The organism is Paenibacillus sp. P5_B5 (assembly GCF_056400365.1).
This window is the reverse complement of record NZ_JBFULK010000004.1, coordinates 225,480-247,388: the sequence shown is the minus strand read 5'-3', so window position 1 is coordinate 247,388 and position 21,909 is coordinate 225,480. Positions and strand designations below refer to the sequence as shown.

At 40.0% G+C, this 21,909-nt stretch carries 18 protein-coding genes; 2 read left to right on the top strand and 16 right to left on the bottom strand.

Annotation, left to right across the window (positions count from 1 at the left end; genetic code table 11):
* Nucleotides 1-34: 34 nt before the first annotated feature.
* The 5 genes from AC1DOK_RS07575 to ppdK all read right to left on the bottom strand — a co-directional run bounded on the left by AC1DOK_RS07575 (nucleotide 35) and on the right by ppdK (nucleotide 6,263).
* Nucleotides 35-1,216 carry an acetyl-CoA C-acetyltransferase gene (locus AC1DOK_RS07575; RefSeq protein ID WP_477553640.1) on the bottom strand — a complete coding sequence of 394 codons (1,182 nt, stop codon included), beginning with the start codon at nucleotides 1,214-1,216 and terminating at the stop codon, nucleotides 35-37.
* Nucleotides 1,217-1,426: 210 nt separating this feature from the next.
* On the bottom strand, nucleotides 1,427-1,903 hold the full coding sequence (locus AC1DOK_RS07570; protein ID WP_477553639.1) for a DUF3939 domain-containing protein: 477 nt from the start codon (nucleotides 1,901-1,903) through the stop codon (nucleotides 1,427-1,429).
* 164 nt (nucleotides 1,904-2,067) lie between these two features.
* Nucleotides 2,068-2,877, bottom strand: coding sequence for a pyruvate, water dikinase regulatory protein (locus AC1DOK_RS07565; RefSeq protein ID WP_477553701.1), 810 nt, complete (start codon nucleotides 2,875-2,877; stop codon nucleotides 2,068-2,070).
* A gap of 40 nt (nucleotides 2,878-2,917) precedes the next feature.
* On the bottom strand, nucleotides 2,918-3,559 hold the full coding sequence (locus AC1DOK_RS07560; protein ID WP_477553700.1) for a helix-turn-helix transcriptional regulator: 642 nt from the start codon (nucleotides 3,557-3,559) through the stop codon (nucleotides 2,918-2,920).
* 64 nt (nucleotides 3,560-3,623) lie between these two features.
* Nucleotides 3,624-6,263: a pyruvate, phosphate dikinase gene (gene ppdK, locus AC1DOK_RS07555; protein WP_477553638.1), complete on the bottom strand. Its 2,640-nt coding sequence runs from the start codon at nucleotides 6,261-6,263 to the stop codon at nucleotides 3,624-3,626.
* A 133-nt stretch (nucleotides 6,264-6,396) separates the two neighbouring features.
* Here ppdK and glpX point away from each other — a divergent pair, with 133 nt between their 5' ends.
* Entirely contained in the window at nucleotides 6,397-7,362 is a 966-nt protein-coding gene (glpX, locus tag AC1DOK_RS07550) for a class II fructose-bisphosphatase (RefSeq protein WP_477553637.1), read from the top strand.
* A 123-nt stretch (nucleotides 7,363-7,485) separates the two neighbouring features.
* Here glpX and AC1DOK_RS07545 read toward each other — a convergent pair whose 3' ends face one another.
* Genes AC1DOK_RS07545 through AC1DOK_RS07525 form a run of 5 tightly spaced genes read right to left on the bottom strand, consistent with a single transcriptional unit; the run spans nucleotide 7,486 to nucleotide 12,595 of the window.
* Nucleotides 7,486-8,640, bottom strand: coding sequence for a M20 family metallopeptidase (locus AC1DOK_RS07545; RefSeq protein WP_477553636.1), 1,155 nt, complete (start codon nucleotides 8,638-8,640; stop codon nucleotides 7,486-7,488).
* A 17-nt stretch (nucleotides 8,641-8,657) separates the two neighbouring features.
* On the bottom strand, nucleotides 8,658-9,461 hold the full coding sequence (locus AC1DOK_RS07540) for an ABC transporter permease (RefSeq protein ID WP_477553635.1): 804 nt from the start codon (nucleotides 9,459-9,461) through the stop codon (nucleotides 8,658-8,660).
* Nucleotides 9,458-10,315, bottom strand: coding sequence for an ABC transporter permease (locus AC1DOK_RS07535; protein ID WP_477553634.1), 858 nt, complete (start codon nucleotides 10,313-10,315; stop codon nucleotides 9,458-9,460). The genes AC1DOK_RS07540 and AC1DOK_RS07535 overlap by 4 nt, the downstream gene beginning before the upstream one ends.
* Nucleotides 10,316-10,318: 3 nt before the next feature.
* Entirely contained in the window at nucleotides 10,319-11,437 is a 1,119-nt protein-coding gene (locus AC1DOK_RS07530) for an ABC transporter ATP-binding protein (protein ID WP_477553633.1), read from the bottom strand.
* Nucleotides 11,438-11,446: 9 nt separating this feature from the next.
* Nucleotides 11,447-12,595 (bottom strand): ABC transporter substrate-binding protein, encoded by a 1,149-nt coding sequence (locus AC1DOK_RS07525; RefSeq protein WP_477553632.1) that lies wholly within the window; start codon nucleotides 12,593-12,595, stop codon nucleotides 11,447-11,449.
* A gap of 175 nt (nucleotides 12,596-12,770) precedes the next feature.
* On the opposite strand from AC1DOK_RS07525, the gene AC1DOK_RS07520 reads away from it, so the two are divergent.
* Nucleotides 12,771-13,532, top strand: coding sequence for an IclR family transcriptional regulator (locus AC1DOK_RS07520; RefSeq protein WP_477553631.1), 762 nt, complete (start codon nucleotides 12,771-12,773; stop codon nucleotides 13,530-13,532).
* Between the two features lie 72 nt (nucleotides 13,533-13,604).
* Here the strand turns inward: AC1DOK_RS07520 and AC1DOK_RS07515 are convergent, their stop codons facing one another.
* The 6 genes from AC1DOK_RS07515 to AC1DOK_RS07490 form a co-directional block, all read right to left on the bottom strand.
* Entirely contained in the window at nucleotides 13,605-15,224 is a 1,620-nt protein-coding gene (locus AC1DOK_RS07515; protein ID WP_477553630.1) for a family 10 glycosylhydrolase, read from the bottom strand.
* A gap of 143 nt (nucleotides 15,225-15,367) precedes the next feature.
* A complete protein-coding gene (locus AC1DOK_RS07510; protein ID WP_477553629.1) occupies nucleotides 15,368-16,087 on the bottom strand; it encodes a YwiC-like family protein in 720 nt (239 codons plus the stop codon).
* A gap of 111 nt (nucleotides 16,088-16,198) precedes the next feature.
* A complete protein-coding gene (locus AC1DOK_RS07505) occupies nucleotides 16,199-16,681 on the bottom strand; it encodes a hypothetical protein (RefSeq protein WP_477553628.1) in 483 nt (160 codons plus the stop codon).
* A 156-nt stretch (nucleotides 16,682-16,837) separates the two neighbouring features.
* Nucleotides 16,838-18,439 (bottom strand): beta-N-acetylhexosaminidase, encoded by a 1,602-nt coding sequence (gene nagZ / locus AC1DOK_RS07500; protein WP_477553627.1) that lies wholly within the window; start codon nucleotides 18,437-18,439, stop codon nucleotides 16,838-16,840.
* Between the two features lie 42 nt (nucleotides 18,440-18,481).
* Nucleotides 18,482-20,101, bottom strand: a complete 1,620-nt coding sequence (locus AC1DOK_RS07495) for a response regulator transcription factor (protein ID WP_477553626.1) — start codon at nucleotides 20,099-20,101, stop codon at nucleotides 18,482-18,484.
* Nucleotides 20,064-21,908 carry a sensor histidine kinase gene (locus AC1DOK_RS07490; protein WP_477553625.1) on the bottom strand — a complete coding sequence of 615 codons (1,845 nt, stop codon included), beginning with the start codon at nucleotides 21,906-21,908 and terminating at the stop codon, nucleotides 20,064-20,066. The genes AC1DOK_RS07495 and AC1DOK_RS07490 overlap by 38 nt, the downstream gene beginning before the upstream one ends.
* Nucleotide 21,909: the final 1 nt, after the last annotated feature.

Genomic DNA, 21,909 nt, shown 5'->3' with positions numbered 1-21,909 from the left:
ATGATGTCCTCCTACAACACATCCCCGAATGTAACTAGATTTGTTCGACTATCATTGCAACACCATGACCGCCTCCAACACATAAAGCAGCAAGCCCCGTTTCAATAGATTGGCGCTTCATTTCATGTAGAAGTGTAACGAGTATACGAGCACCGCTTGCACCAATTGGATGTCCTAATGCAATCGCTCCACCATTAACATTGGTAATGGCTGGATCAATTCCTAGCTCTCGAATAACAGCAATGGCTTGCACTGCAAAAGCTTCATTTAATTCAGCTAGACCAATATCCTGAATGGACATTCCAGCTAATTTGAGAGCAATTTGCGTTGCTGGAATTGGACCAAGACCCATCAGCTTGGGATCAACTCCTGCTGATGCATATGATCTTATGCGAGCTAGTGGGGTTAAACCAAGCTCATTTGCTTTATCTCTAGAACAAATAACTAGCGCAGCAGCTCCATCATTAATGCCAGAGGAATTACCCGCTGTAACCGTACCCTCTTGCTTGAACGCCGGCTTTAATTTAGCAAGCATATCTATGGTTACGCCGTTACGTGGATATTCGTCTGTATCCATTCGAACGATGTTACCTTTGCGATCCTTATATTCTATTGGGACTAGTTCATTGTCGAAGCGCTGAGATAATCTCGCTTGTTCAGTTCTAAGTTGACTGAGTAGAGCAAATTCATCCTGCTCCTGACGAGAAATGTTATAGGCCTCTGCAATGTTCTCAGCTGTAATTCCCATGGAAAAGTCATGCACAGCACATGTCAAACCGTCATGCATCATACTATCGATGAGCTGTGTGTCTCCCATCCGAAACCCATTTCTTGCTTTCCGAAGCAAATGAGGCGCGAGTGTCATGTTCTCCATACCACCCGCAACAATCAGTTCTGCATCCCCAGATTTAATGCTTTGCGCTGCAAGCATGATCGTCTTGAGTCCCGAACCACAAACTTTATTAATCGTAGTCGCCGGAGCTACATACGGAATTTCTGCTAGAAGCTGAGCTTGCCTCGCAGGGTTCTGCCCTATTCCTGCTTGGAGCACATTCCCCATAATCACTTCATCGACTTCATTTGGCTGAATCGAAGCCCGCTTCAACGCTTCCTTAATCGCCATCGCTCCTAATTGAACGGTAGTAACCTCACTGAAACCTCCCATAAAGGCTCCTATAGGTGTGCGTACAGCACTTGCTATAACTACTTCTCTCACCACATGTCCCACCTTATATATTCGAATACTGTCAGTAAACAATAGCCGGGTTACAAATCAGTTACACTGATTTATTTAGCTCATTTTTTTGAGTCTATAATGAATATGGGGTAAAGTAATCAGTGAGGTGGATATCATGCGATCTGACGGTATATATTCTAGTACGCCAAAAAGCCTCCCACTCAGGGAGGCTTCATTCATGCCTGTTCGTTAATTTTGACGCCAATTCTCATTGTGTGTAACTAGATCATGTTGATTACTAATGAATATAGGAAAAGATGGTTTCTCTTTGAGGTAATAATTATTGATAAGCAAGTCGAAGTTAACACGTTGTTCATAGCAATTATCTATTATGGGAAGCTTGTGATGTTCAGTAATATAATCGTCAACGGCTTCTTGAACCATATCTAAGTAAACCGCAATGTCTTTATCCTTTTCCTCAAAAATCTCATAGGTTTCTCTCGACATAAAGAAATCTTTGGTTGGTATCCCGCCAAGATAAGCTGCCATTAAAGCAAAATTAATCCGATTATTTTCTTCTATAAGAACCGTCCTTCTCATACCAAGCTCTGATAAGGATGCCTCAAATTTATTTACAGCTTCCTTCACTTCCTGAAGTGTAACTTCTACTTGAACATAGGGCTTCCTTAATTGCTCTCGTTTTTTACGCTTAAATAATCGCAACATGAGTGATCCCTCCTACAAGTCAATCTCTATAAGATTATCGTATAAATATAAGTTTTGTAATCGCTTTCATATTATAAGTATACAATTCATTCGTTCGATTAACAATGAGTTTCATCACAAAAAACCGCCTTCTCCTAAGGGAGAGGCGGCATTCAGGGTTAGCATTATATGTTTATATACTCTAGAATAAGTCCGGCTGTTTCTTCAATCGCTTTATTCGAGACATCGATAATTGGGCAGTGTAATTGCTTCATTAGTGATGTAGCAAATTCCAATTCTTCAATGATTCTTGTCATGGAAGAATAATGTGAGCCATAGGGCAATCCCAAAGTCTTGAGTCGTTCAGTACGGATTTTGAGCAAACTTTCTGGATCAATGGATAAACCAATGATCTTACCTTTGGGAACATGATAGAGCTCTTCAGCAATTCTCACTTCTGGCATAAGCGGGAAGTTCGTAACCTTATAGCCTTTGTGGGCTAAGAATATACTAAGCGGAGTCTTCGACGTTCTGGATACACCGATAATAACAATATCCGCTTTGAGGATTGCACTTAAATCGCGACCATCATCACATTTAACCGTAAATTCAATCGCCTCAACACGTTTAAAGTAATCACGATCAAGTTCATGCAACAAGCCTGGCTTCCTGCTAGGTGCATCATTAAATGTATCGATATATGCTTGCATCATTGGCCCCATAATATCAATTGCTCGCACACTCAGACGAATCGCTTCCTGCTTCATCATCTCCCGAAGTTCAGGTTGAACGAGTGTGTATGCCACGAATCCGCCTTCTTGAGCGACCTGCTCCATGATGGCAGTTATTTCACTTTCCGATCTAATATGACCCATTCGCTTGATTCGTATATCTCCACTTTGAAACTGTCTCAGTGTTGCCTTCACAACAGCCTCTGCAGTTTCACCAACGGAATCTGAACAAATCGTAATCGTTTGCTTATTCTGCACGACGATACCCCCTACTTCTCCTAGGATTCTAGCTTATATGGATAAGCTAATGTCCTAATACCAGCTCCAATAATAATTTGGTCATAGATGTTTTGGTTATTCTTCCTATAACTTCAAGCTTTGGTTTGTCTACCTCTGATTCATGCTTGTGCACAACGGGCAGACTATCGACTTCATGATAAATCATTTTGCGTGCTGCTTCTACCACGTCATCTTCAGCGTCAACGCAAATTAGATTCGAGCGTGTCATTACCATACCAACCGGCATAGTTGCAGCCGCTGAATTACCTAAAGTCACCTTAAGCAAATCTTTACGTGAAACAACTCCTTGAAGTGAGCCTTCCTCATCTGCCACGATTAAACTACCAACATTCTCCAAGAACAAGGTTACAACGGCATCGCCAACCGTAGATATTTCTGAAACGATAATCGCGCGTGATTGGACATCTTTCACTTTAAGAGAAACTAGTTTCTGAAGATTAACATTCTCAGGAACCGCTGCCTGTGCTAGAAAATAACCAACCTTTGGCTTAGCGTCAATATATCCAAGCATGACAAGCAAGGAGAGATCGGAGCGGATCGTCGGCCGGCTCACACCTAGTTGTTCTGCAATTTGTTCACCGGTGATTGGCTCTTGACTAGTCACAAGCTTAACAATCTCTAACTGTCTGGTCGTTAATTGGATAATAACCCCTCCAAGTTAATCATTCTCTAACTGAAATAATCATAGCTTAATTTTATCAAAGAAACAATTAACTACCGATAATTTGAGCTTGAGCTGCTGCTATTCGAGCTAACGGTATACGGTAAGGCGAGCAGCTTACATAATCTAGACCAATTTCATGGCAATAGTAAATCGATTCTTTATTTCCACCATGCTCCCCACAGACACCAGATTTAAAATTCGGTTTCTGAGCTTTAGCCTTGCTAACAGCAAACTCAATAAGCTGACCTACGCCATCCCTATCCAGAACCTCGAAGGGATTATTAGGCAATACCTTATGCTCCACATAGTGAGATAAGAATTTACCTTCCGCATCATCACGGCTATAGCCGTACGTCATTTGGGTTAAATCATTGGTTCCAAATGAGAAGAAGTCTGCATACGGTACGATTTGATCCGCAGTTAATGCAGCCCGAGGAACTTCGATCATCGTCCCGATTTCATATGGACAAGCTTCCACCCTCTCACCTAGAATTTGCTTAGCAAGCTTATCAATCCGATCTCTAAAAAATTTCAATTCATTCACATGCCCAACAAGCGGAATCATGATCAGCGGGATAACAGCAATGGATTTAGCTACACAATTCTTAACTGCATAGAAAATCGCTTCAACTTGCATATCATATATTTCTGGATAAAGAATTCCGAGCCTACATCCACGCTGCCCCAGCATCGGATTTGTTTCATGTAAAGCACGTACCTTTTTCATCAAATAACGCAGGTGTGCTGCTTCTCTAGTCTGTTCCTGCCCAGCTACTACTAGCTTGGTATGTTGATCTGTAAGTTCATCCATATGTGGTAAGAATTCATGAAGTGGTGGATCAAGCAGTCGTATTGTCACAGGCAGCCCATCCATTGCAGCGAATATCCCTTCAAAATCGGATTGCTGCATAGGAAGTAATTGATTAAGCGCTTCTCTACGTGCAGCTTCATCATCAGCTAGAATCATCGCCTGGACTACAGGTAAACGATCATTTCCAAAGAACATATGTTCAGTCCGACATAAACCAACACCCTCAGCTCCTAGTTCTCTTGCTTTAGCCGCATCCTGAGGGTAATCTGCATTTGCTAACACCTTTAATCTACGAATACCATCTGCCCATGAGATCAGTTCCGTTAACTCCTCTGATAATGTTGCTTCCTTCACAGCCACTTTGCCTTTATAGACTGCTCCAGTTGAGCCATCTATTGATATCCAGTCGCCTTCTCTAAATTCATGTCCACTCACTCGCATGACTTTCTCGTTCATATCCACTTCAATTGCCTCACATCCACACACGCAGGATTTACCCATACCACGAGCAACAACTGCGGCATGACTCGTCATTCCACCTCTACAGGTCAGTATACCTTGAGCAGCAAATACTCCATGAATATCCTCAGGAGTAGTCTCTGAACGAACGAGAATTACCTTACTGTTCTGTTTACTCCATGCCTCAGCTGTATCCGCATCAAAAACAACTTGACCCGATGCTGCTCCCGGTGAAGCAGGTAATCCATTTGCTACTCGCTCCAGTGCTTCGTCTGTATTAATCGTAGGATGCATTAATTGGTTCAAATGTGCCATATCTAGTCGCATAATAGCTTCTTCTTTGCTAATAACGTCTTCTTTAACTAAATCAACGGCGGTTTTGACTGCAGCTTGGGCTGTACGTTTGGCATTTCGAGTCTGCAGCATATAGAGCTTGCCTTTCTCAATCGTGAACTCAATGTCTTGTACATCACTATAATGAGCTTCCAGCTTCTTAGCTGTATCATGCAATAGTCGATAAATGTCAGGCATTTCATCATTAAGCTCGGAAATCGTTCTTGGTGTACGAATACCCGCAACAACATCTTCGCCCTGTGCGTTTGTTAAAAATTCTCCATATAAATGATCTTCACCTGTAGAAGGATTTCTTGTAAATAATACGCCCGTACCCGAGTCCGTACCTAAATTTCCAAACACCATAGATTGAATATTAACTGCGGTACCTTGATGATCAGGAATTTGGTTGATTCTTCTATAAACAACAGCACGGTGATTATTCCAGCTATGGAAAACCGCTTCTACTGATAACCTTAATTGATCTATTACATCTTGTGGGAATGGTTGTCCTGCAACCCGTTCGAATGCCACTTTATATTCACTCACTAATTGTTTAAGATCCTCAGCCAATAAATCCTGATCTTGCTGAACATCCTTTGATTTCTTCATTTCATGCAATAGCTTCTCAAAATGATAGGACTCTACATTAAACACTACATTACCGAACATCTGAATTAATCGACGGTAACAGTCGAATGCGAATCGTTCATTGCTTGTATGAATTGCTAAGCCCTCTACCGTTTGATCATTTAAACCTAAATTAAGAATCGTATCCATCATACCAGGCATCGAATTAACCGATCCAGAACGTACAGATACTAGTAATGGATTAGAGGAGTCACCGAATTGTTGTTGCTTCTTACGTTCTAACTCTTTCATTGCAATATTAATTTCATCCATTAATCCTTCAGGCAACTGCTCTTTCTCAAAATACTGCCTGCAAGCTTCCGTTGTAACTGTAAATCCTGGCGGCACAGGTAAACCTGCACGAGTCATTTCTGCTAAATTCGCACCCTTACCACCTAATAATAACTTCATATCCTTATTGCCTTCTTCAAAATGAACTAATCTCTGTTGCATGGTTTCCCCTCCAAATGCGCTGAATAAGATGTATTATATACCTTGATTACTTATAATATATACTATATTATTATATATGACACAATATATATTATAAAAATAAGCAATAATACATCGTATATGAGGTGGAACTATGAACAGAGAGTTAACTTTAGAAATCGTACGCGTTACCGAACTAGCCGCACTTGCTTCCTCACAATGGATGGGAAGAGGTGTTAAGAATGAAGCAGATGGTGCTGCAACAGCAGCAATGCGAAGAATGCTTGATTCAGTCCCGATTAATGGAACAGTCGTCATTGGTGAAGGTGAAATGGATGAAGCACCGATGCTGTATATAGGTGAGAAGGTTGGTAATTTAGTTGGACCTGAAGTCGATGTAGCAGTCGATCCACTAGAAGGAACCGAGCTCGTTGCAAGTGGACTGAACAATGCACTCGCCGTTATTGCTATTGCCGATAAAGGCAATCTTCTACATGCACCAGATATGTATATGGAGAAGCTTGCTGTTGGACCTGCATTATGTGGGAAATTAAGCTTAAACGATCCATTACCGGTTACCTTACAGAAAGCTGCTGATATTCTAAATAAGCCGATTTGCGATTTAACTATATCTATCCTTGATCGTGAGCGTCACGCTGAACATATCGCAACACTTCGGGAATATGGTGTCCGTATTAAGCTGCTAAGCGCTGGTGACGTTGCTGGGGCGATGGCGACTGCTTTTCCAGAATCGGGAGTCGATATGTATATTGGTTCGGGTGGTGCACCTGAAGGTGTGCTTGCTGCTGCGGCCCTATACTGTTTAGAGGGCGAACTGCAGGGTAGGCTTATGCCGATGAATGAAGAAGAATTACAAAGATGCTTCACTATGGGCATTGCTGATCCGCTTCGTGTATTGAACATGGTCGATATGGTTGGTGGTGAGGATGTGATTTTTGCTGCAACAGGCATTACTCCAGGGGATACTCTCAACGGGGTCAGATTACTTCCTGGTCAGAGGGCAGAAACCGATTCTATCGTTATGCGTGCCAAAACTAAGACCATACGTTACATCAAATCGGTTCACTATTTGCCTAACAAAATGCTATTACAAGACTAAAAATTGTGACAAGCATGTAAATTCCAGATTTCTTGATTGTATACCGCTTAGTGCGGTAGAAATCCGGTGGCATAAAATACCCACCTTCTTTTAAAGTGAAGGTGGGTATTTTTCTTAATGAAGTTATATTCGCTCAATCAATCCTGCTAATAAAGCAGCACGTTGTGGAATTTCATCAATACGAACGTATTCATCAAGCGAATGTGCAAAGTCGCCTCTCGCTCCTAAGCCATCTAAGGTAGGAATTCCGCAGGCTGCAGTGAAATTCCCATCACTTACCCCACCTGTTCCCGCTTCCGAAAGAGCCATATCAGGCAACTCATCACCCGCAACAGCAACCGCTAATTGATACAGAGCCTCGATCTCCTCTGTTCTTTCCATAGGTGGTCGTCTAATGCTACCTTCGATCGTTATCTTTGCTTCAGGATGCGAGCTGACAAGTTCATGCAATTCATGCTCAATTCTAGCCGCCTCTTGCATGGTCCCGACTCTCACATCAATAATCGCTTCTGCTTCAGCAGCAACAACATTAGATGCAAATCCGCCTTGAACAATCCCTACATTCAGCGTTGTGCCGAGACGTTCATCCTCAAGCTCGTACAAGTTAAGAATCTGCATGGCCATTTCTTTAATTGCTGAAACGCCCGCCTCCGGATTTACCCCAGAATGCGCAGAACGTCCCTCAACGATCATTTTGAATCTTCCATTGCCTTTGCGTGAAGTTTTAATCGCACCTTTAGGTTCCATTGGTGGCTCGAGAACGAGTACAGCATCTGATTTTCTTGCCTCTTCCTCAATATGAGCACGAGACGTTGTGCTTCCTATTTCCTCATCGCTGTTGATCAGAAGCACAATTTCTTTACCTTGTGGCAAACGTCCAAGCTCAATAAGGGCTTTAATTCCGTACATCGCCTGCAGCAGTCCAGCCTTCATATCATATACACCAGGGCCATAAGCCTTATGATCTCTAATCTCAAAAGGACGACTAGTTGTTTCGCCTCTTGGCCATACCGTATCGCAATGACCAAGAAGAAGAATTCGCTTGTTAGATGGAGATGGATTCTCATGCTTCACACTGCATATTAACCGATCACCAAATTTTTCATTCTTTATGCGTTCTACGCGTCCGTTCGTTAATTGCACAAACAAAGATTCATACCAATCTATCATCAGATCGTTTAAAGCTTTGTCATCAGAAGGAGAGTCCATATTCACACTTTCTTCCAAATGAATTAACAAATCGGGCATGTAGTTTTGAATTTGCGTAACCAGATTCATTGAGTATTCTGCCTTCCTTAGTGAGAGTGCGTGTTACTTCCGAATAAACGATCCAATCCATAAACTTTTTCGATAATAAAAATAAATACGAGGCTTATTAAAATAAGCACAGCAGATAGAGACGCCACAAGAGGATCTAATGACTCCTGCATATGGTTAAAAATAGCCATTGGTAAAGTAGTTGATGACGGAGTAACCAAGAACAGCGAGATGGTCACGTTGTCAAAGGAGGTTAGGAATGCGAACATTCCACCTGATAGTATAGCTGGCTTTAACAAGGGCAATGTTATTTTCCAAAACACATTAAATGAACTCGCGCCAAGAATATAAGCTGCACGCTCAAGTGTGTAATCAAATGAACTAAGGCCAGTAAGCACAAGTCTAACTACATACGGAATGGTTATTAATATATGTGCAAGAAGTAGACCTGTAAAGGTTCCTGCCAAGCCGATTTTAGTGAAAAAGATCAATATTGCGATACCGATAATAATAGCTGGTACGGTAAGCGGTGATAATAACAGACCATTAATGGCACCTCTGCCTGGCAGCTTATATTTATGCAAGGCAATTGCTGCAAGTGTTCCGATGACCGTCGAAATAATGCCAGTTATTACTGCAAGCTTCAAGCTGTACCAGAATGAATCGATAAATTCTGGTCTTTCCAGAATTTTGGCGTACCATTTGAATGAAAAGCCCTCAGGGGGAAACGATAAGTAACCAACTGAGGTGAATGATGTTGGAATAATAATGAGTAGTGGTGAAATCACCATCAGGACGACAATGAATGTGGTAAAGCCAAGCAATGAGAATCGGAGCCTCATGATGAGAACACCTCCTTATACTTCTTCGTCTCCAATAGCTTGGTGAACAAAGCAACTAGACCAAGTGCGAACACAATTAACAGAAATGCAAGTGCAGCCCCAAGTGACCAATCGAGTGAAACCATGATCGTTTCATAAGCGATAACAGGCATCATTTTGACAGAAGTGCCTCCAAGAAGAGCTGGTGTTACAAACGAACTCATGGATAAGCTAAATACGAGTGTTGAACCAGCAATAATACCTGGCAAGCTAAGTGGAACTGTCACGCTAAAGAATGCCTTAGCCTTTGTAGCTCCAAGAATATCTGCTGCTTTATAAAGTGATCCATCAATGCTATATAGACTCGTAGCAATCGCGAGAATCATATACACAATTACAGAATCAGTCAGACCTATGATAACGCCGAGCTCGTTATAAATTAACCGAAGCGGCTCGTCAATCAGACCTAGCTTCATTAATGTAGAATTGACAAAGCCTTTGGGTCCCAGAATAACAACCCAACCAAAATTTCGAATAACAACGCTAATTAAGTGAGGAGAGATAATAAGAAATGTTATGAAGCCTCGCATTTTAGGTGTTGCTTTAGCCATATACATGGCCACTGGATAACCAAGCAACAAACACGCAACTACTGTTAATAAACTAACCTTGATTGTTCTCCATAATATTTGAAAATAATACGGATCCTGAACAAATAACAAATAATTCTTAAATGTAAAACTAAGATCTTCATTTTGAAAGCTAAGCATGAAAATGTATGCCATTGGAAAAATGAACGCGCCCAATATTACAATTAGGCTCGGAGCTAGGAGCAACAGAGCAATGGCTTTCCCAGAAAACCTTCTTTTATTCACTCTCTAATTCTCCTTTACTGGAAAGACATAAACATCTTCCATTTTCCAGCTCAGCTTTACAATTGTTCCTGTTTCCATATTCAAGCCAGAATCAGAGGATTGTAAGCGAACATTCATTAAATTGCCTCCCACTTCTACAATGCACTCTGTAAATGAGCCTAAGAATGACGTATAACGAACAACAGCCAGCATTGAATTTATATCTGCGTCGCTAGTTCTTGAACCGCTCTCAGATGCGATGACTAATTGTATTTTCTCAGGACGAACATAAATAGAAACAGCTTGATCTGCATGGAAATTCAAGTTACGCTGCCTAGCTTGCAGCTTGCTACCACTTTCGGTTACTAGCTCAATCACATCGGAATTAGAGGATTTAACAACACCCGGAATGCGATTGGATTTACCAATAAATACATGCACGAATTCAGAAGCAGGCTTATTATAAATTTCCCAAGGCGTACCTATTTGCTCGACCTTTCCATGATCAAGCACTACGATTCGATCGGACAAATACATAGCTTCCTCTTGATCATGCGTCACGAAGATTGTCGTTACACCAATCACCTGTTGAAGTCGTTTCAGTTCCTCCCGTAGTTCCTCCCGTAGCTTAGCATCCAAATTACTTAATGGCTCATCGAGCAGTAATACAGAAGGCTCAGTTACCAAAGCACGTGCGATCGCTATCCGTTGACGCTGTCCACCAGATAGCTGTTTCGGAAATCGATCAGATAAATGCGGAAGCTTGACGACTTGCAGAATCTTATCAACCTTTTCCTTAATTTGCTTACTAGGTACTTTTCTCAGCTTCAATCCGTACTCAACATTCCCTTCAACAGTCATATGAGGAAAGAGAGAATACGTCTGAAACACCATGCCGAGATCCCGTTTGTTCGACGGGATCCCATTCATGAGTTTACCTTTAATCAGAATCTCGCCTTGATTCGGATCAAGGAAGCCTGCGATCATATTAAGTGTTGTTGTCTTTCCACAACCAGAAGGACCGAGGAAAGATATACATTCACCTTGTTCAATTTGAAGATTAAAATCCTCAACTACTGTATTGTCACCAAAGCTTTTGCGAATATTTCTCAGCTCTACATCAATTTTCTTGGTTGTTGTCATAGGGTCACCTTAATTTTTCCCTACAAGCGGTGCTACTTCTTTATTGAAACGGCTTAACCATTCTTTCATGCTTTGGCTAAGTACTTCATAATCGAAGTTCTTCACTTTGCTGCGATCAAACTCTAACAATTTAGCAATATCACCAGGAAGCTTCACATTAACAGCTGGATTGTAGTACAACTTAGTTGCATACATCGTTTGAACTTCTTCAGACAATAAGAAATCAATGAATAGATTAGCAGCTACTGGATGCGGAGCACCTTTAACAAGTGTTGCAACGTTTGGTACAAGGTTTGAACCTTCTTTAGGGATTATAAACTCAAGTGGTAAACCGCTTTCTTGTTTTTGCACGATGCTTCTTGCCATTGTCCATGTCGTATAAGCTGCTGTTTTATCTTGTAGATTCTGTTGAAGCTGTGAAGCGTTCTTCGCAAATGTAGGCAAGTAACCAGCAATTATTTTCAATTTCTCGAAACCTGCATCCATTGATTTCTCAGAACCACCGTTTGCGTAAGCAAGCATGATCGTTGCTGAACGTCCGAAGTTACTGGAGATTTCAGTCATCGTGATGTTGCCTTTAAGTTCAGGCTTCGTTAAATCGTTCCATGATTCTGGAATAGGTAATCCTTTTGCTTTAACAGTCTCAGCGTTATATGAAATACCCATTGGTGTAAAATTAACAGCAACACCGCTATCGTCCTTTACTTTCAATGAAGGATCCACTTTCGCCATATTCGGAATATCCTGAATATTAACTCTATCCCATAATCCCTCTGCACGACCCGCTTCTTGTTCGCCGCCTTCAACAACTGTTAAATCGATTTGCGGAGAACCTTTCTGCGCTTTTACTTTTGCAACCAATTCAGTAGATACACCAGACACATAAGACAGCTTAACATCAGGGTACTTTTCATTAAATTTCTTAAAAACAACATCCTTCATTAATTTTTCAACAGTTGCTCCATTACCTGCCACAACCAATTCTTTCTCTGGAGTCACCGTTTTTGTAATCGCTTCCGGAGTTGCAGATGCATTAGCAGCAGGTGTCGAACTTGGCGCAGATGTTTCTGAAGCACTTGGAGCTTTACTACATCCTGCAAATATAGAACCGCAAATTGCTAATACAGATATTGCTGTAATCATTTTTCTCTTATTCATTTATACCCCTCCAGAAAGATAATTTTCTGTTCACTATATGTGAACGCCGTTTACCATATGTAACCGATAATTGATTTTAGCATGAGAAAGTGGTATATTCAATACAGAATTTTAAATTAATTTAATAAATTCTAAATTAATAGTTTATTTAATATAATTAGAGTTACTTAGGGAGATGGTGTCTATTTTAACTTCTGTTCAGAAGAGTTGTACTTTGCTTAAAATTTTTTTGAATTCGGATAAGGAGTTAGGAGTCAGCGAGCTTAGTAGAAGACTTCAGATTTCTAAAGGTGCTGTTCACAAGCTGCTTATCACACTTGAAAGCGAAGGCTTCATTAAACAAAACCCCAATAATAAACTTTATTCATTAGGCTATACCTTACTTGAGCTTGGTACGAAGGTTAAAGAAAACCATAATTGGGCTGAATTTGCAAGACCAAGCTTACAGAAATTAGCCAGCTATACCAAAGAGTTCGTCTGTTTTTGTATCATTGACGACTTAGACGCCATATACATTGATAAAATCGAATCTCAATATCCCATTCGATTTAATGTGGAAGCCCATCGGCGCTTCCCTTTATACGCAACCTGTGCCTCTCGTGCGATTCTGGCGTATTGTTCTCCTTCCACTATTGATCAAGTGCTAAGCGAGCCATTTAAACAATACACTTCTCACTCCATCACGGATACAGAACAAATGAAGCAACGTCTCGAAGCAATCAGAACACTTGGCTATGAGACAAGCTCCAACTTACGTAACATTGGTGTTACTGGTATAGCTGCTCCTATTTTTGATAGCGAGGGCAATGTGTCTGCTTCCGTCTCCTTAATTGGTCCTGTAGACCGAATGAAAGAAAATCTGACCCACTTGATCGAAACAGTCGTAGAAACAACTACGGAACTCTCTCGTCATTTTGGTTATAATCCTCATTCATAACGAAGAGATAGCTACCGCTCATACAACAAAACGCCGCCATCTGACTTCTCGGTCAAATGACGGCGTTATTTATTAGTTTAATTGATAATAGCTTGTTAAAGCATCTTTGATCCCTACTTGATTACTTAATAAATTCTTTGCACTAAAGAAAATACTTCCTTTAACTTGAGGCCGCTCAGTATTATATTTCAGTTGACCTATAATAGCATCGCTTGTTGCCCAATCTGTACTATTGGTTCCAAGACGATGAGCACCATGTCCAATGTACAACTTCACATTATACTTACTCGTTTCTTTCATCCACCAATCAACGAGCGTATCATAACTAGCTACTTTAAAACCAATACTCCAGTAAAGCTGAGGTGCTACGTAGTCGACCCACTCATTGCGTATCCATGTCCGAGTATCAGCGAATAAATCATCATATGAAGATAGTCCGTTCGTACTCGAACCCGTCGGATCGGTCTTTGCATTACGCCAGATTCCGAATGGACTAATCCCGAATTCCACATCACTTTTAGCTGCTTTAATCGAAGTAGATAGCTGCTGTACGAATTGATTCACATTATCTCGGCGCCAATCCGCTTTATCAGCAATTTTCTTAGGGTTGTACTTCACGAATGTTTCATCATCAAGAAATGGAACTTCAGATATGCCATATGGATAGAAATAATCATCCAAGTGAACCCCATCAATATCATAATTACGAACAACTTCCATAATGGCATCGATAATATGCGTTCTTACATCAGGGATTCCCGGATTTAATAATAATAATCCTTTGTGAGGTACAATCCACTCTGGATGCTGTTTAGCAGGATGATTATCGGCTAGAGTTTCAATTTTATTGTCCGTATTCCCACGGAATGGATTGAACCAAGCATGAAATTCCATATCACGTTTATGCGCTTCTGCTATCATAAATGCAAGCGGATCATAACCAGGATCCTTCCCTTGTGTACCTGTTAATACCTTTGACCAAGGCACTAACTTAGAAGGATATAAAGCATCTGATGTAGGTCTTACTTGAACCATAACAGCATTGATACCGATTTGCTTCAATTCATCTAACATTTTAACAAACTCACTTTTTTGCTGTAAAACACTTAATCCTGGTTTAGATGGCCAGTCAATATTATAGACCGTTGAAATCCATGCAGCTCGCATTTCTTTCTTCGTCCCCTGCACTTCCCCAGGTTTTTCTTCTGGTTCTTTCCCAGGTTCTTTCTCTGGCACATTATTTCCCGAGGAATAAATGCCTACTGTTTTGCTTAGCTCATCCCATGTCACTAAAGCTCCTAAGCTTTCACTAATGAATCGTAGCGGTACCATCGTATAATTATTACGCAATTCAGCTGCGACATCTAGCTTTACTTGCTTACCGCTTACTTCAGCTGTTTGGAGCCCAATAGTTAAGTATATTGTTTTCTCTGACGTATGTATTGTAATCTTCTTAGGTTTAGGATCCCAATTAATGTCCGCACCTAGTGCTTCAGATATGAAACGAAGTGGTACCATCGTTGTTCCGCTTGCCTCTAGGATATAGGGTGGTGCTTCTGACGAAATCGCCTTATCATTCACAAGCACTTTCACATTCTTATTAATCTGTGAATCTTGTTTGGCAAATACCAAGGATGCTTGCATACACATAGATAGTACTAAAACCCAAATAATCAATCTGCTTTTTCTCAAGATGTTAGCCCTCCCAAATTACATCAAATCCAATATTTATTCTACGCCGTATGTAAATAGCTAGTTCCTGGAAACTAGCAATACCTAATTCTACTATTTTTAGATATCATAAGTCTATGATACCAAAGTTTTCTAATCAAATTTTAAGAATACATAACGAGGACAAAAATAGAAAATAGAATAGAGAATACAATTTCACTTATTCCCACTTGCTTGATGCTCAGCTTCAGTTTCGGATAGATGACAGCTCTTGCTAATAGAATCAACATCGGAATCATAAGCATCATAGGAAAAAGAATACCAAATGCGATTAAACTAATCGCATGATATCCAACGGATAGAATATAGAACACCTTATTCTTCTTCTCACGAATCATCGTTTTGACATAGAACACAGCCCCAATAAAATACAATAAACAAATAAAGAACAGATCTGATGCTAATGACCAATCACTGCCTCCACCTATCCAATAGGTTACATATACCATTGAGCAAAACTGTACAACAGCTACTAGATCATTTACAAAGCTTCTCTCATTATTACTCTTAGCATAGAACACATTAACGAGAAACAAAGGAACATAAGCTAGTCCGACGAATAACAATGCTGGTTTAAGTATAATTAATGGCACACCTGCTATCACCAATAAGCCACCATAGATCTGAATCGGGCGGAGAAAGAGTTTGCTCTTACGAGTACGGATCAACTGCAAAAGTGGGAAAGTAAACAAATATATTATTAACCAACACACAAACAGTAGTGCATGTAAAGGCCGAGCATCTGCAGCAAACGTTCCAAATAAGAAAGGCATAATCAGCATCGCCCATGCACCATGTTGATTAGGTATATATTTACTATGCAATGTAAACACTCCTTATGAACAATTAGACATAGATATAAACAATTATACTATACCATATAGCAAAAAGAGATGCTCCCGCATCTCTTTTATCGCCATACTATGTTCATATTATTAAGCTTCGCTACTATCATCTGCATCAGAAGCCTCAGCTTCACCGCTATCATCGGCACCAGCACCTGCTTCTTCTGATGCTTCATCGTCAGCAGCTTCACTATCATCCGCATCTGCATCAACTTCTGCTTCTTCCGATGCTTCTTCCTCTTCCACTGCTTCTTCAGTTGCTTCGTCAGCAGCTTCCTCTTCAGCTACTTCTTCACTTGCTCCTTCAGCTTCTAGAACGACAGCATCCTCTTCTACCGTTTCCTCAGAAACTACCTCTACTTCTTCACTCATAGCTACATATACTTCTTTTTCTTCCATTTTTGTTTCCTCCTCGATTGGTTTAGTTTCCTGATTAATCACTTCTACAATCAGTGCATCTTGTTCTGGTTCATCTGTAACCACTTGCTGCCCTGTGATAGTTTCAGCAATCTCTAGGTTACTCGAATTATCGGTTGTCTGCTTACGTGAGAACCATTTTGAAAAAATAGACATCTCAGAAACCACCTCTACTTCTCGAAATCGAATGAAGCCATCACAAGTCCTATTACTAAAATATTTAGTAGCCTTCTATTTTATGACATTCTCATAGAAAAAAAGTCTACTGCGATTTCTCGCTAGCAGACTTTCAATTAATTCTATTTAAATAAACTAGATCGACCAGCCTATTGGATAATTATCTGTAATAGAAACAGGTAATTTACCTTGTGCTTGGATCTCACCCGTTAATACTTTCGCTACTGCCTTCATAGCTAGCGGACGATTCTCGTAAGCAGCTATGTACCCTTTAACCTCAGGGAACTTCATAAGGTCAAACGGATTACGTCCTGCTACAACAACAAAGCATTTACTCCGCTTAGATAACTCCTTAGCAATTTGAGTCTGACCTTCTGAGAAAGTTGCATCATAAGATACCATTACAATCTGATCATAAGCCTTGCTAAGCTCTAGGATATCTACAACCGTCTGATCTGTCGGGAAAAGATCCATACGCGCTTCATCAACTTCAAGCTTAGACTTCTCTAGATAATAACCTAACGTCTCTTCTTGTTCGATAAACTCCACGACTTGGGTATCCGTACGGACCTCAGACCATATAACCAGCGTTCGTTTACTAGGATCTAATGGAAGCTGCTCCTCATTCTTTACGAGGGTTACACTTTTCTCATAAACACTAGATGCTAGCTCACTCCACTCTGGAAGACCTATTTGATCAAATGACAAAACAGAATTGGTTGATTGTTGTTGTAGCTTCTCTTTAAGCTTCAGAATTCGTTCAACGGATTGATTAATCCGCTCTTCTGAAATCCGCCCACTTTGAACAGCTTCAAGCAAGGCATTAATACCTGTTACCTGATGTTCATAAACATGTGATATAAGTACAATATCAACACCAGCTTCTACCGCAAGTACAGTTCCTTCGGCAAATCCAAAATTATCTGCGATCGCTTTCATTTCAATACAATCCGAGCAGACAACGCCTTCAAATCCAAGTTCTTGACGTAAAAATCCATCTATAACACGTGGTGACAACGTAGAAGGTAGCTCACCCTCCTCAAGTGCTGGAAATATGACGTGAGCAGACATAACGATATCAACACCATGATCAATCGCTTTCTGGAAAGGTACAAGCTCAATTGAACGTAAACGTTCCATACTGTGCGGAACAATTGGCAGAGAATAATGACTATCTGTAGCTGTATCACCATGACCTGGAAAATGTTTAATCGTTGCAGCAACCCCAGCAGCTTCATATCCTCGTACTGCAGCTAAACCCATGTCTGCGACTAAGTTTGGATCTTCACCATATGATCGCACACCGATTACGGGGTTCATGGGATTATTATTCACATCAACATCTGGTGCAAAATTCACATTGATCCCCATCGCACGAAGCTCTCTACCTGAAATATAGGCTGTCTGGTAAGCTGATTCTAGATCACGACTTGCTCCTAGAGACATATTACCTGGCATAAGCGACACACCTTCTTCAATACGTGTCACCATTCCGCCTTCTTGGTCAATTGAGATCAGCAAAGGGATATCTGTTGAATTGGAAGCTATCTGTTGTAATTGATTAGATAGTGCAGCTACTTGAACTGGATTCTGCAGATTACGACGGAAGTAAATGATACCTCCTAAATCATACTCGCGAATCAGGTTTTCAATATTGGGATTTGCCTCTACTGCATCAAACCCACACATGATCATTTGACCAATCTTTTGCTTTAATGTTAATTCTGCTGCACGCATCATTCTCATCCTTTCATTCGTTGCATTACTCATTACTTGTAACTAAGATGATAGATCTGGAAGTATAGATTTTGAGTCGGTATTTTTCTCGCGATATTCAGATGGGGTAGCACCTGTAAACTTATAGAAGACTCTCGTAAAATATCTTCGTTCAGAGTACCCAACCAATTTCCCTATCTGAGCAACGCTTTTATCACTCACTAGTAGCATTGATTTCGCTAACTCAATTCTATGTCGTGTTAAATATTCAAGGAAAGTCTCATCAAATGTCTGCTTAAAAAGCATAGAGAAATATGAATAAGATATTCCTAGATAATCTGAAATTTCTTCAACGCCTAGATCAGAAGCTAGATTCTTATCGATATAATCCTTCGCTGAAACCATCAACATATCGCTGGGCTTCCGACTTGTTCCCGAATTAAACGAATCATTGAGTAGCTTATGAATAATATCAAGCAGGCTTTTGATCGATAAAGAGCGTTCAAGCATATTCCATACTGATTTTTCATCCTCGTTAGTTAATACGTTAATTTCATGCATCTCCCGAAGTAAATGTAAGATCATGAAATGTAGAATCTGTTCAGCCCGCTGAAGCGACTGTCCTGATATCTCACGTAACGTATTGTTTAGCTCATGGAACGCTTGCTCCATTCGGTCACGTTCTTGTTTCTTAATCGATGATACAATTTGTTCCACGAGTCCCCACATCGAATAATTTAATTCGTTCGACTGTGTTACTTCCTCCTCCAGCATGATAATCTGATGACTTTTCGGAGATAAATGAACCGTTCTTTGAAGCTGTTTATATGCATCTGCTAGCATTTCAATCGATACATGCACAGGATAAATGCCAACTGAAACAGTCAATTTCACATTTTCTTTAACCGCTTGCAGCATTTTCTCAGACCACATTTTCACGTCATCAAATACAAAAACATCTTCTTTCTCATGCTGAATAAGAATACACCATTCACCCTCGCGTGTTTGCAAGACTGCATAAGCTAGGGATTGACCATTTAAGGCATCTAAAAGAACATTTCGTATAGCAAAGTTGATTAACTTGCGCTCTTTCTCATTCCATTGTCTTGAGATATGAGAGTATTCATCTAAATCAATGAGCAACAGCGTATATTCAAGCTTATCAAGCTTATTTTCTTCATCAAACAAAAATTGTCTGCTACTAACGGTTGTGTAATCCAGTAGAACATCAAATAAAAATTTCTCATAAGCCAATATCATGGCTTTGCTCCATTTTTTTCTCTCTTTGATTACTTCTAACTTCTTACTTTTCAATTCCGTCGCAACCTTACCCACAACAACCTCAAGCTCCGCATAGTTAATCGGCTTTAGAATATAATCCTTTGCCCCATACTTCAAAGAAGTTCTCACATATTCAAAATCTTGATAACCCGTTAACATAATAACTGTGCACTCTTTGCCATGATCTCTAAGCTTCTGGAGAAAAGTAACTCCATCCATATGAGGCATTCGGATATCACATAGAATCAGATCAGGATCATGCTCTAGAACATATTCCAGAGCCTTTAACCCATTAGATGCTATATCCACAGAAATAAATCCATAATTACTCCACGGAATAACCTTCTGTAAATTACGTACAATATTAATTTCGTCGTCGACTAGCAGTACCTTCAAATCCATCATCATCACCTGCCGACTTATATTTAGGAATAACACATTTGATTACCGTTCCTTGGTAAGGCATACTACAGATCATAATGCCATAAGGCGCTCCATAATGAATTCGCAAGCGATCTGCAACATTCATAATTCCTAAACCAACTCTTTCGGATGCTTCTGTCTGCTTATGAATTTTGGTTTGAGTGGTTTTATATTGAAATCTTTCTAATATTTCATTTGAGATACCTAATCCATTATCTTCAACCCAAATCACAATATTTTCTTCCTGCTCTTCTAACTTAATCGTAACTCTGCCACCATGCTCAAACCCCTCAAATCCATGCTGTATACTGTTCTCGACAAGTGGCTGCAGTGTCAGTTTAAGTATAAAGTAGCTTTCTAGAGAGGCTGGAATATCAATCCTATATTCGAATAAGTTCTCAAATCGGAATGACTGAATTTCCAGATAATTTTGGAGATAATCAAGCTCAAGCGACAACGGTATTTCTTCTTTATGCTCAAACATACGTAGCATGGAACCTAATCGATAAATGAACTGACTTACCTTTTTGCCCTCATTCTGAATGGCTAGCGCATTCATTGACTCTAGTGTGTTAAATAGAAAATGCGGCTTAATCTGTGCTGCGAGAAGCATTAGCTCAGCTCTATTCTTATGTTGCTGTTCCATTTTTACTTCTAGAACTAATGAGTTAATACGCTCAACAAGATTATTAAATCCTCTTGCCATAACCGTTGTCTCATCCTTGCCACTCACAGGAACGCGAACGTTTAAATTACCAAGCTCAACCTGCTTCATCGAAGATACGAGCTTAAGGATAAATCGAATATATCGATTAACAAATAATAGATTAAACAAGAGAGCGAAGATCAAACAAGAAACCGTAATGATCGCTACGGTCTTCATCACACCTAGTGTCTTTCCTGAGATATAGACCCAGGGAGTTACATAGACAAGACTCCAATTTTTAATCCCTGCATGCTCGAGATTAAAGTTATATACCGACAACATACTTTCTACATTGCGAAAACTCATTTTCTGTGTTTGATATTCGGAAGCTAAATCAATATCATCTATAATGTAATCATAAATGCTCATACTGTTTAATTCATGACCGCTATCTTGAAGAATTAATCCGTCATGATTAACGATCATAAACCGACTTTCAGGTGGTTGATTGTGCAAGAATGCCCTAAAAATAAAGTCCAGTTCACTTAAGTTCATCTGCTCAAGCAAATAGCCCTTTACATTCATAAAATCGGGTTCTCGAATTAATCGAAAAGTTGTATATAAGGTCTCATTCTTCGTTAAATCTGGGTATTCATAGGGACCAAACCATGTCGGAGTTCCATTCTCTCTAATCATTTCTGAAAAAACGGGGTGTTCTTGAAGTTTTTCGAACGGAACATATTTGATCGACGTTGGTCTMTCCTTCTGATTAGAAAAAGAATCTCCCAATAAATTATAGATGATTGCTTGATTCACGGGGCCAAACGTCAAGAACGTATTCATCATAATATCTTCTGCGTACTTCTTCTCTTCAAAGTTTGGAGACTTCCAAACACTAATAGGAAGAGCATATAATTTATTCAAATCTGTCTGAAATCGCCAGAATTCTGAGTAAGTATTCGCCTCTTTAAAAACGGATGAAATGTTACTAACAACCGCATTAATGGTTAGCTCTGTCTGATCCGTAAAGTTACGCTCGATAATATTTTGCATAAGTATGTAAGTAATAACACCTACAATGAAAAGAGGAGCAATAATGAATGCTATGAATGCTAAATACACTTTTTTTCTTAGATTCATC

Excerpts from the sequence above, each read along its gene's own strand:
- AC1DOK_RS07505 (WP_477553628.1), bottom strand. The coding sequence starts at position 16,681 with ATGTCTATTTTTTCAAAATGGTTCTCACGTAAGCAGACAACCGATAAT.
- ppdK (WP_477553638.1), bottom strand. The coding sequence starts at position 6,263 with ATGCAACAGAGATTAGTTCATTTTGAAGAAGGCAATAAGGATATGAAG.
- AC1DOK_RS07530 (WP_477553633.1), bottom strand. The coding sequence starts at position 11,437 with ATGACAACAACCAAGAAAATTGATGTAGAGCTGAGAAATATTCGCAAA.
- glpX (WP_477553637.1), top strand. The coding sequence starts at position 6,397 with ATGAACAGAGAGTTAACTTTAGAAATCGTACGCGTTACCGAACTAGCC.
- AC1DOK_RS07520 (WP_477553631.1), top strand. The coding sequence starts at position 12,771 with ATGGTGTCTATTTTAACTTCTGTTCAGAAGAGTTGTACTTTGCTTAAA.
- AC1DOK_RS07525 (WP_477553632.1), bottom strand. The coding sequence starts at position 12,595 with ATGAATAAGAGAAAAATGATTACAGCAATATCTGTATTAGCAATTTGC.
- nagZ (WP_477553627.1), bottom strand. The coding sequence starts at position 18,439 with ATGCGTGCAGCAGAATTAACATTAAAGCAAAAGATTGGTCAAATGATC.
- AC1DOK_RS07540 (WP_477553635.1), bottom strand. The coding sequence starts at position 9,461 with ATGAGGCTCCGATTCTCATTGCTTGGCTTTACCACATTCATTGTCGTC.
- AC1DOK_RS07495 (WP_477553626.1), bottom strand. The coding sequence starts at position 20,101 with ATGGATTTGAAGGTACTGCTAGTCGACGACGAAATTAATATTGTACGT.
- AC1DOK_RS07545 (WP_477553636.1), bottom strand. The coding sequence starts at position 8,640 with ATGAATCTGGTTACGCAAATTCAAAACTACATGCCCGATTTGTTAATT.
- AC1DOK_RS07570 (WP_477553639.1), bottom strand. The coding sequence starts at position 1,903 with ATGTTGCGATTATTTAAGCGTAAAAAACGAGAGCAATTAAGGAAGCCC.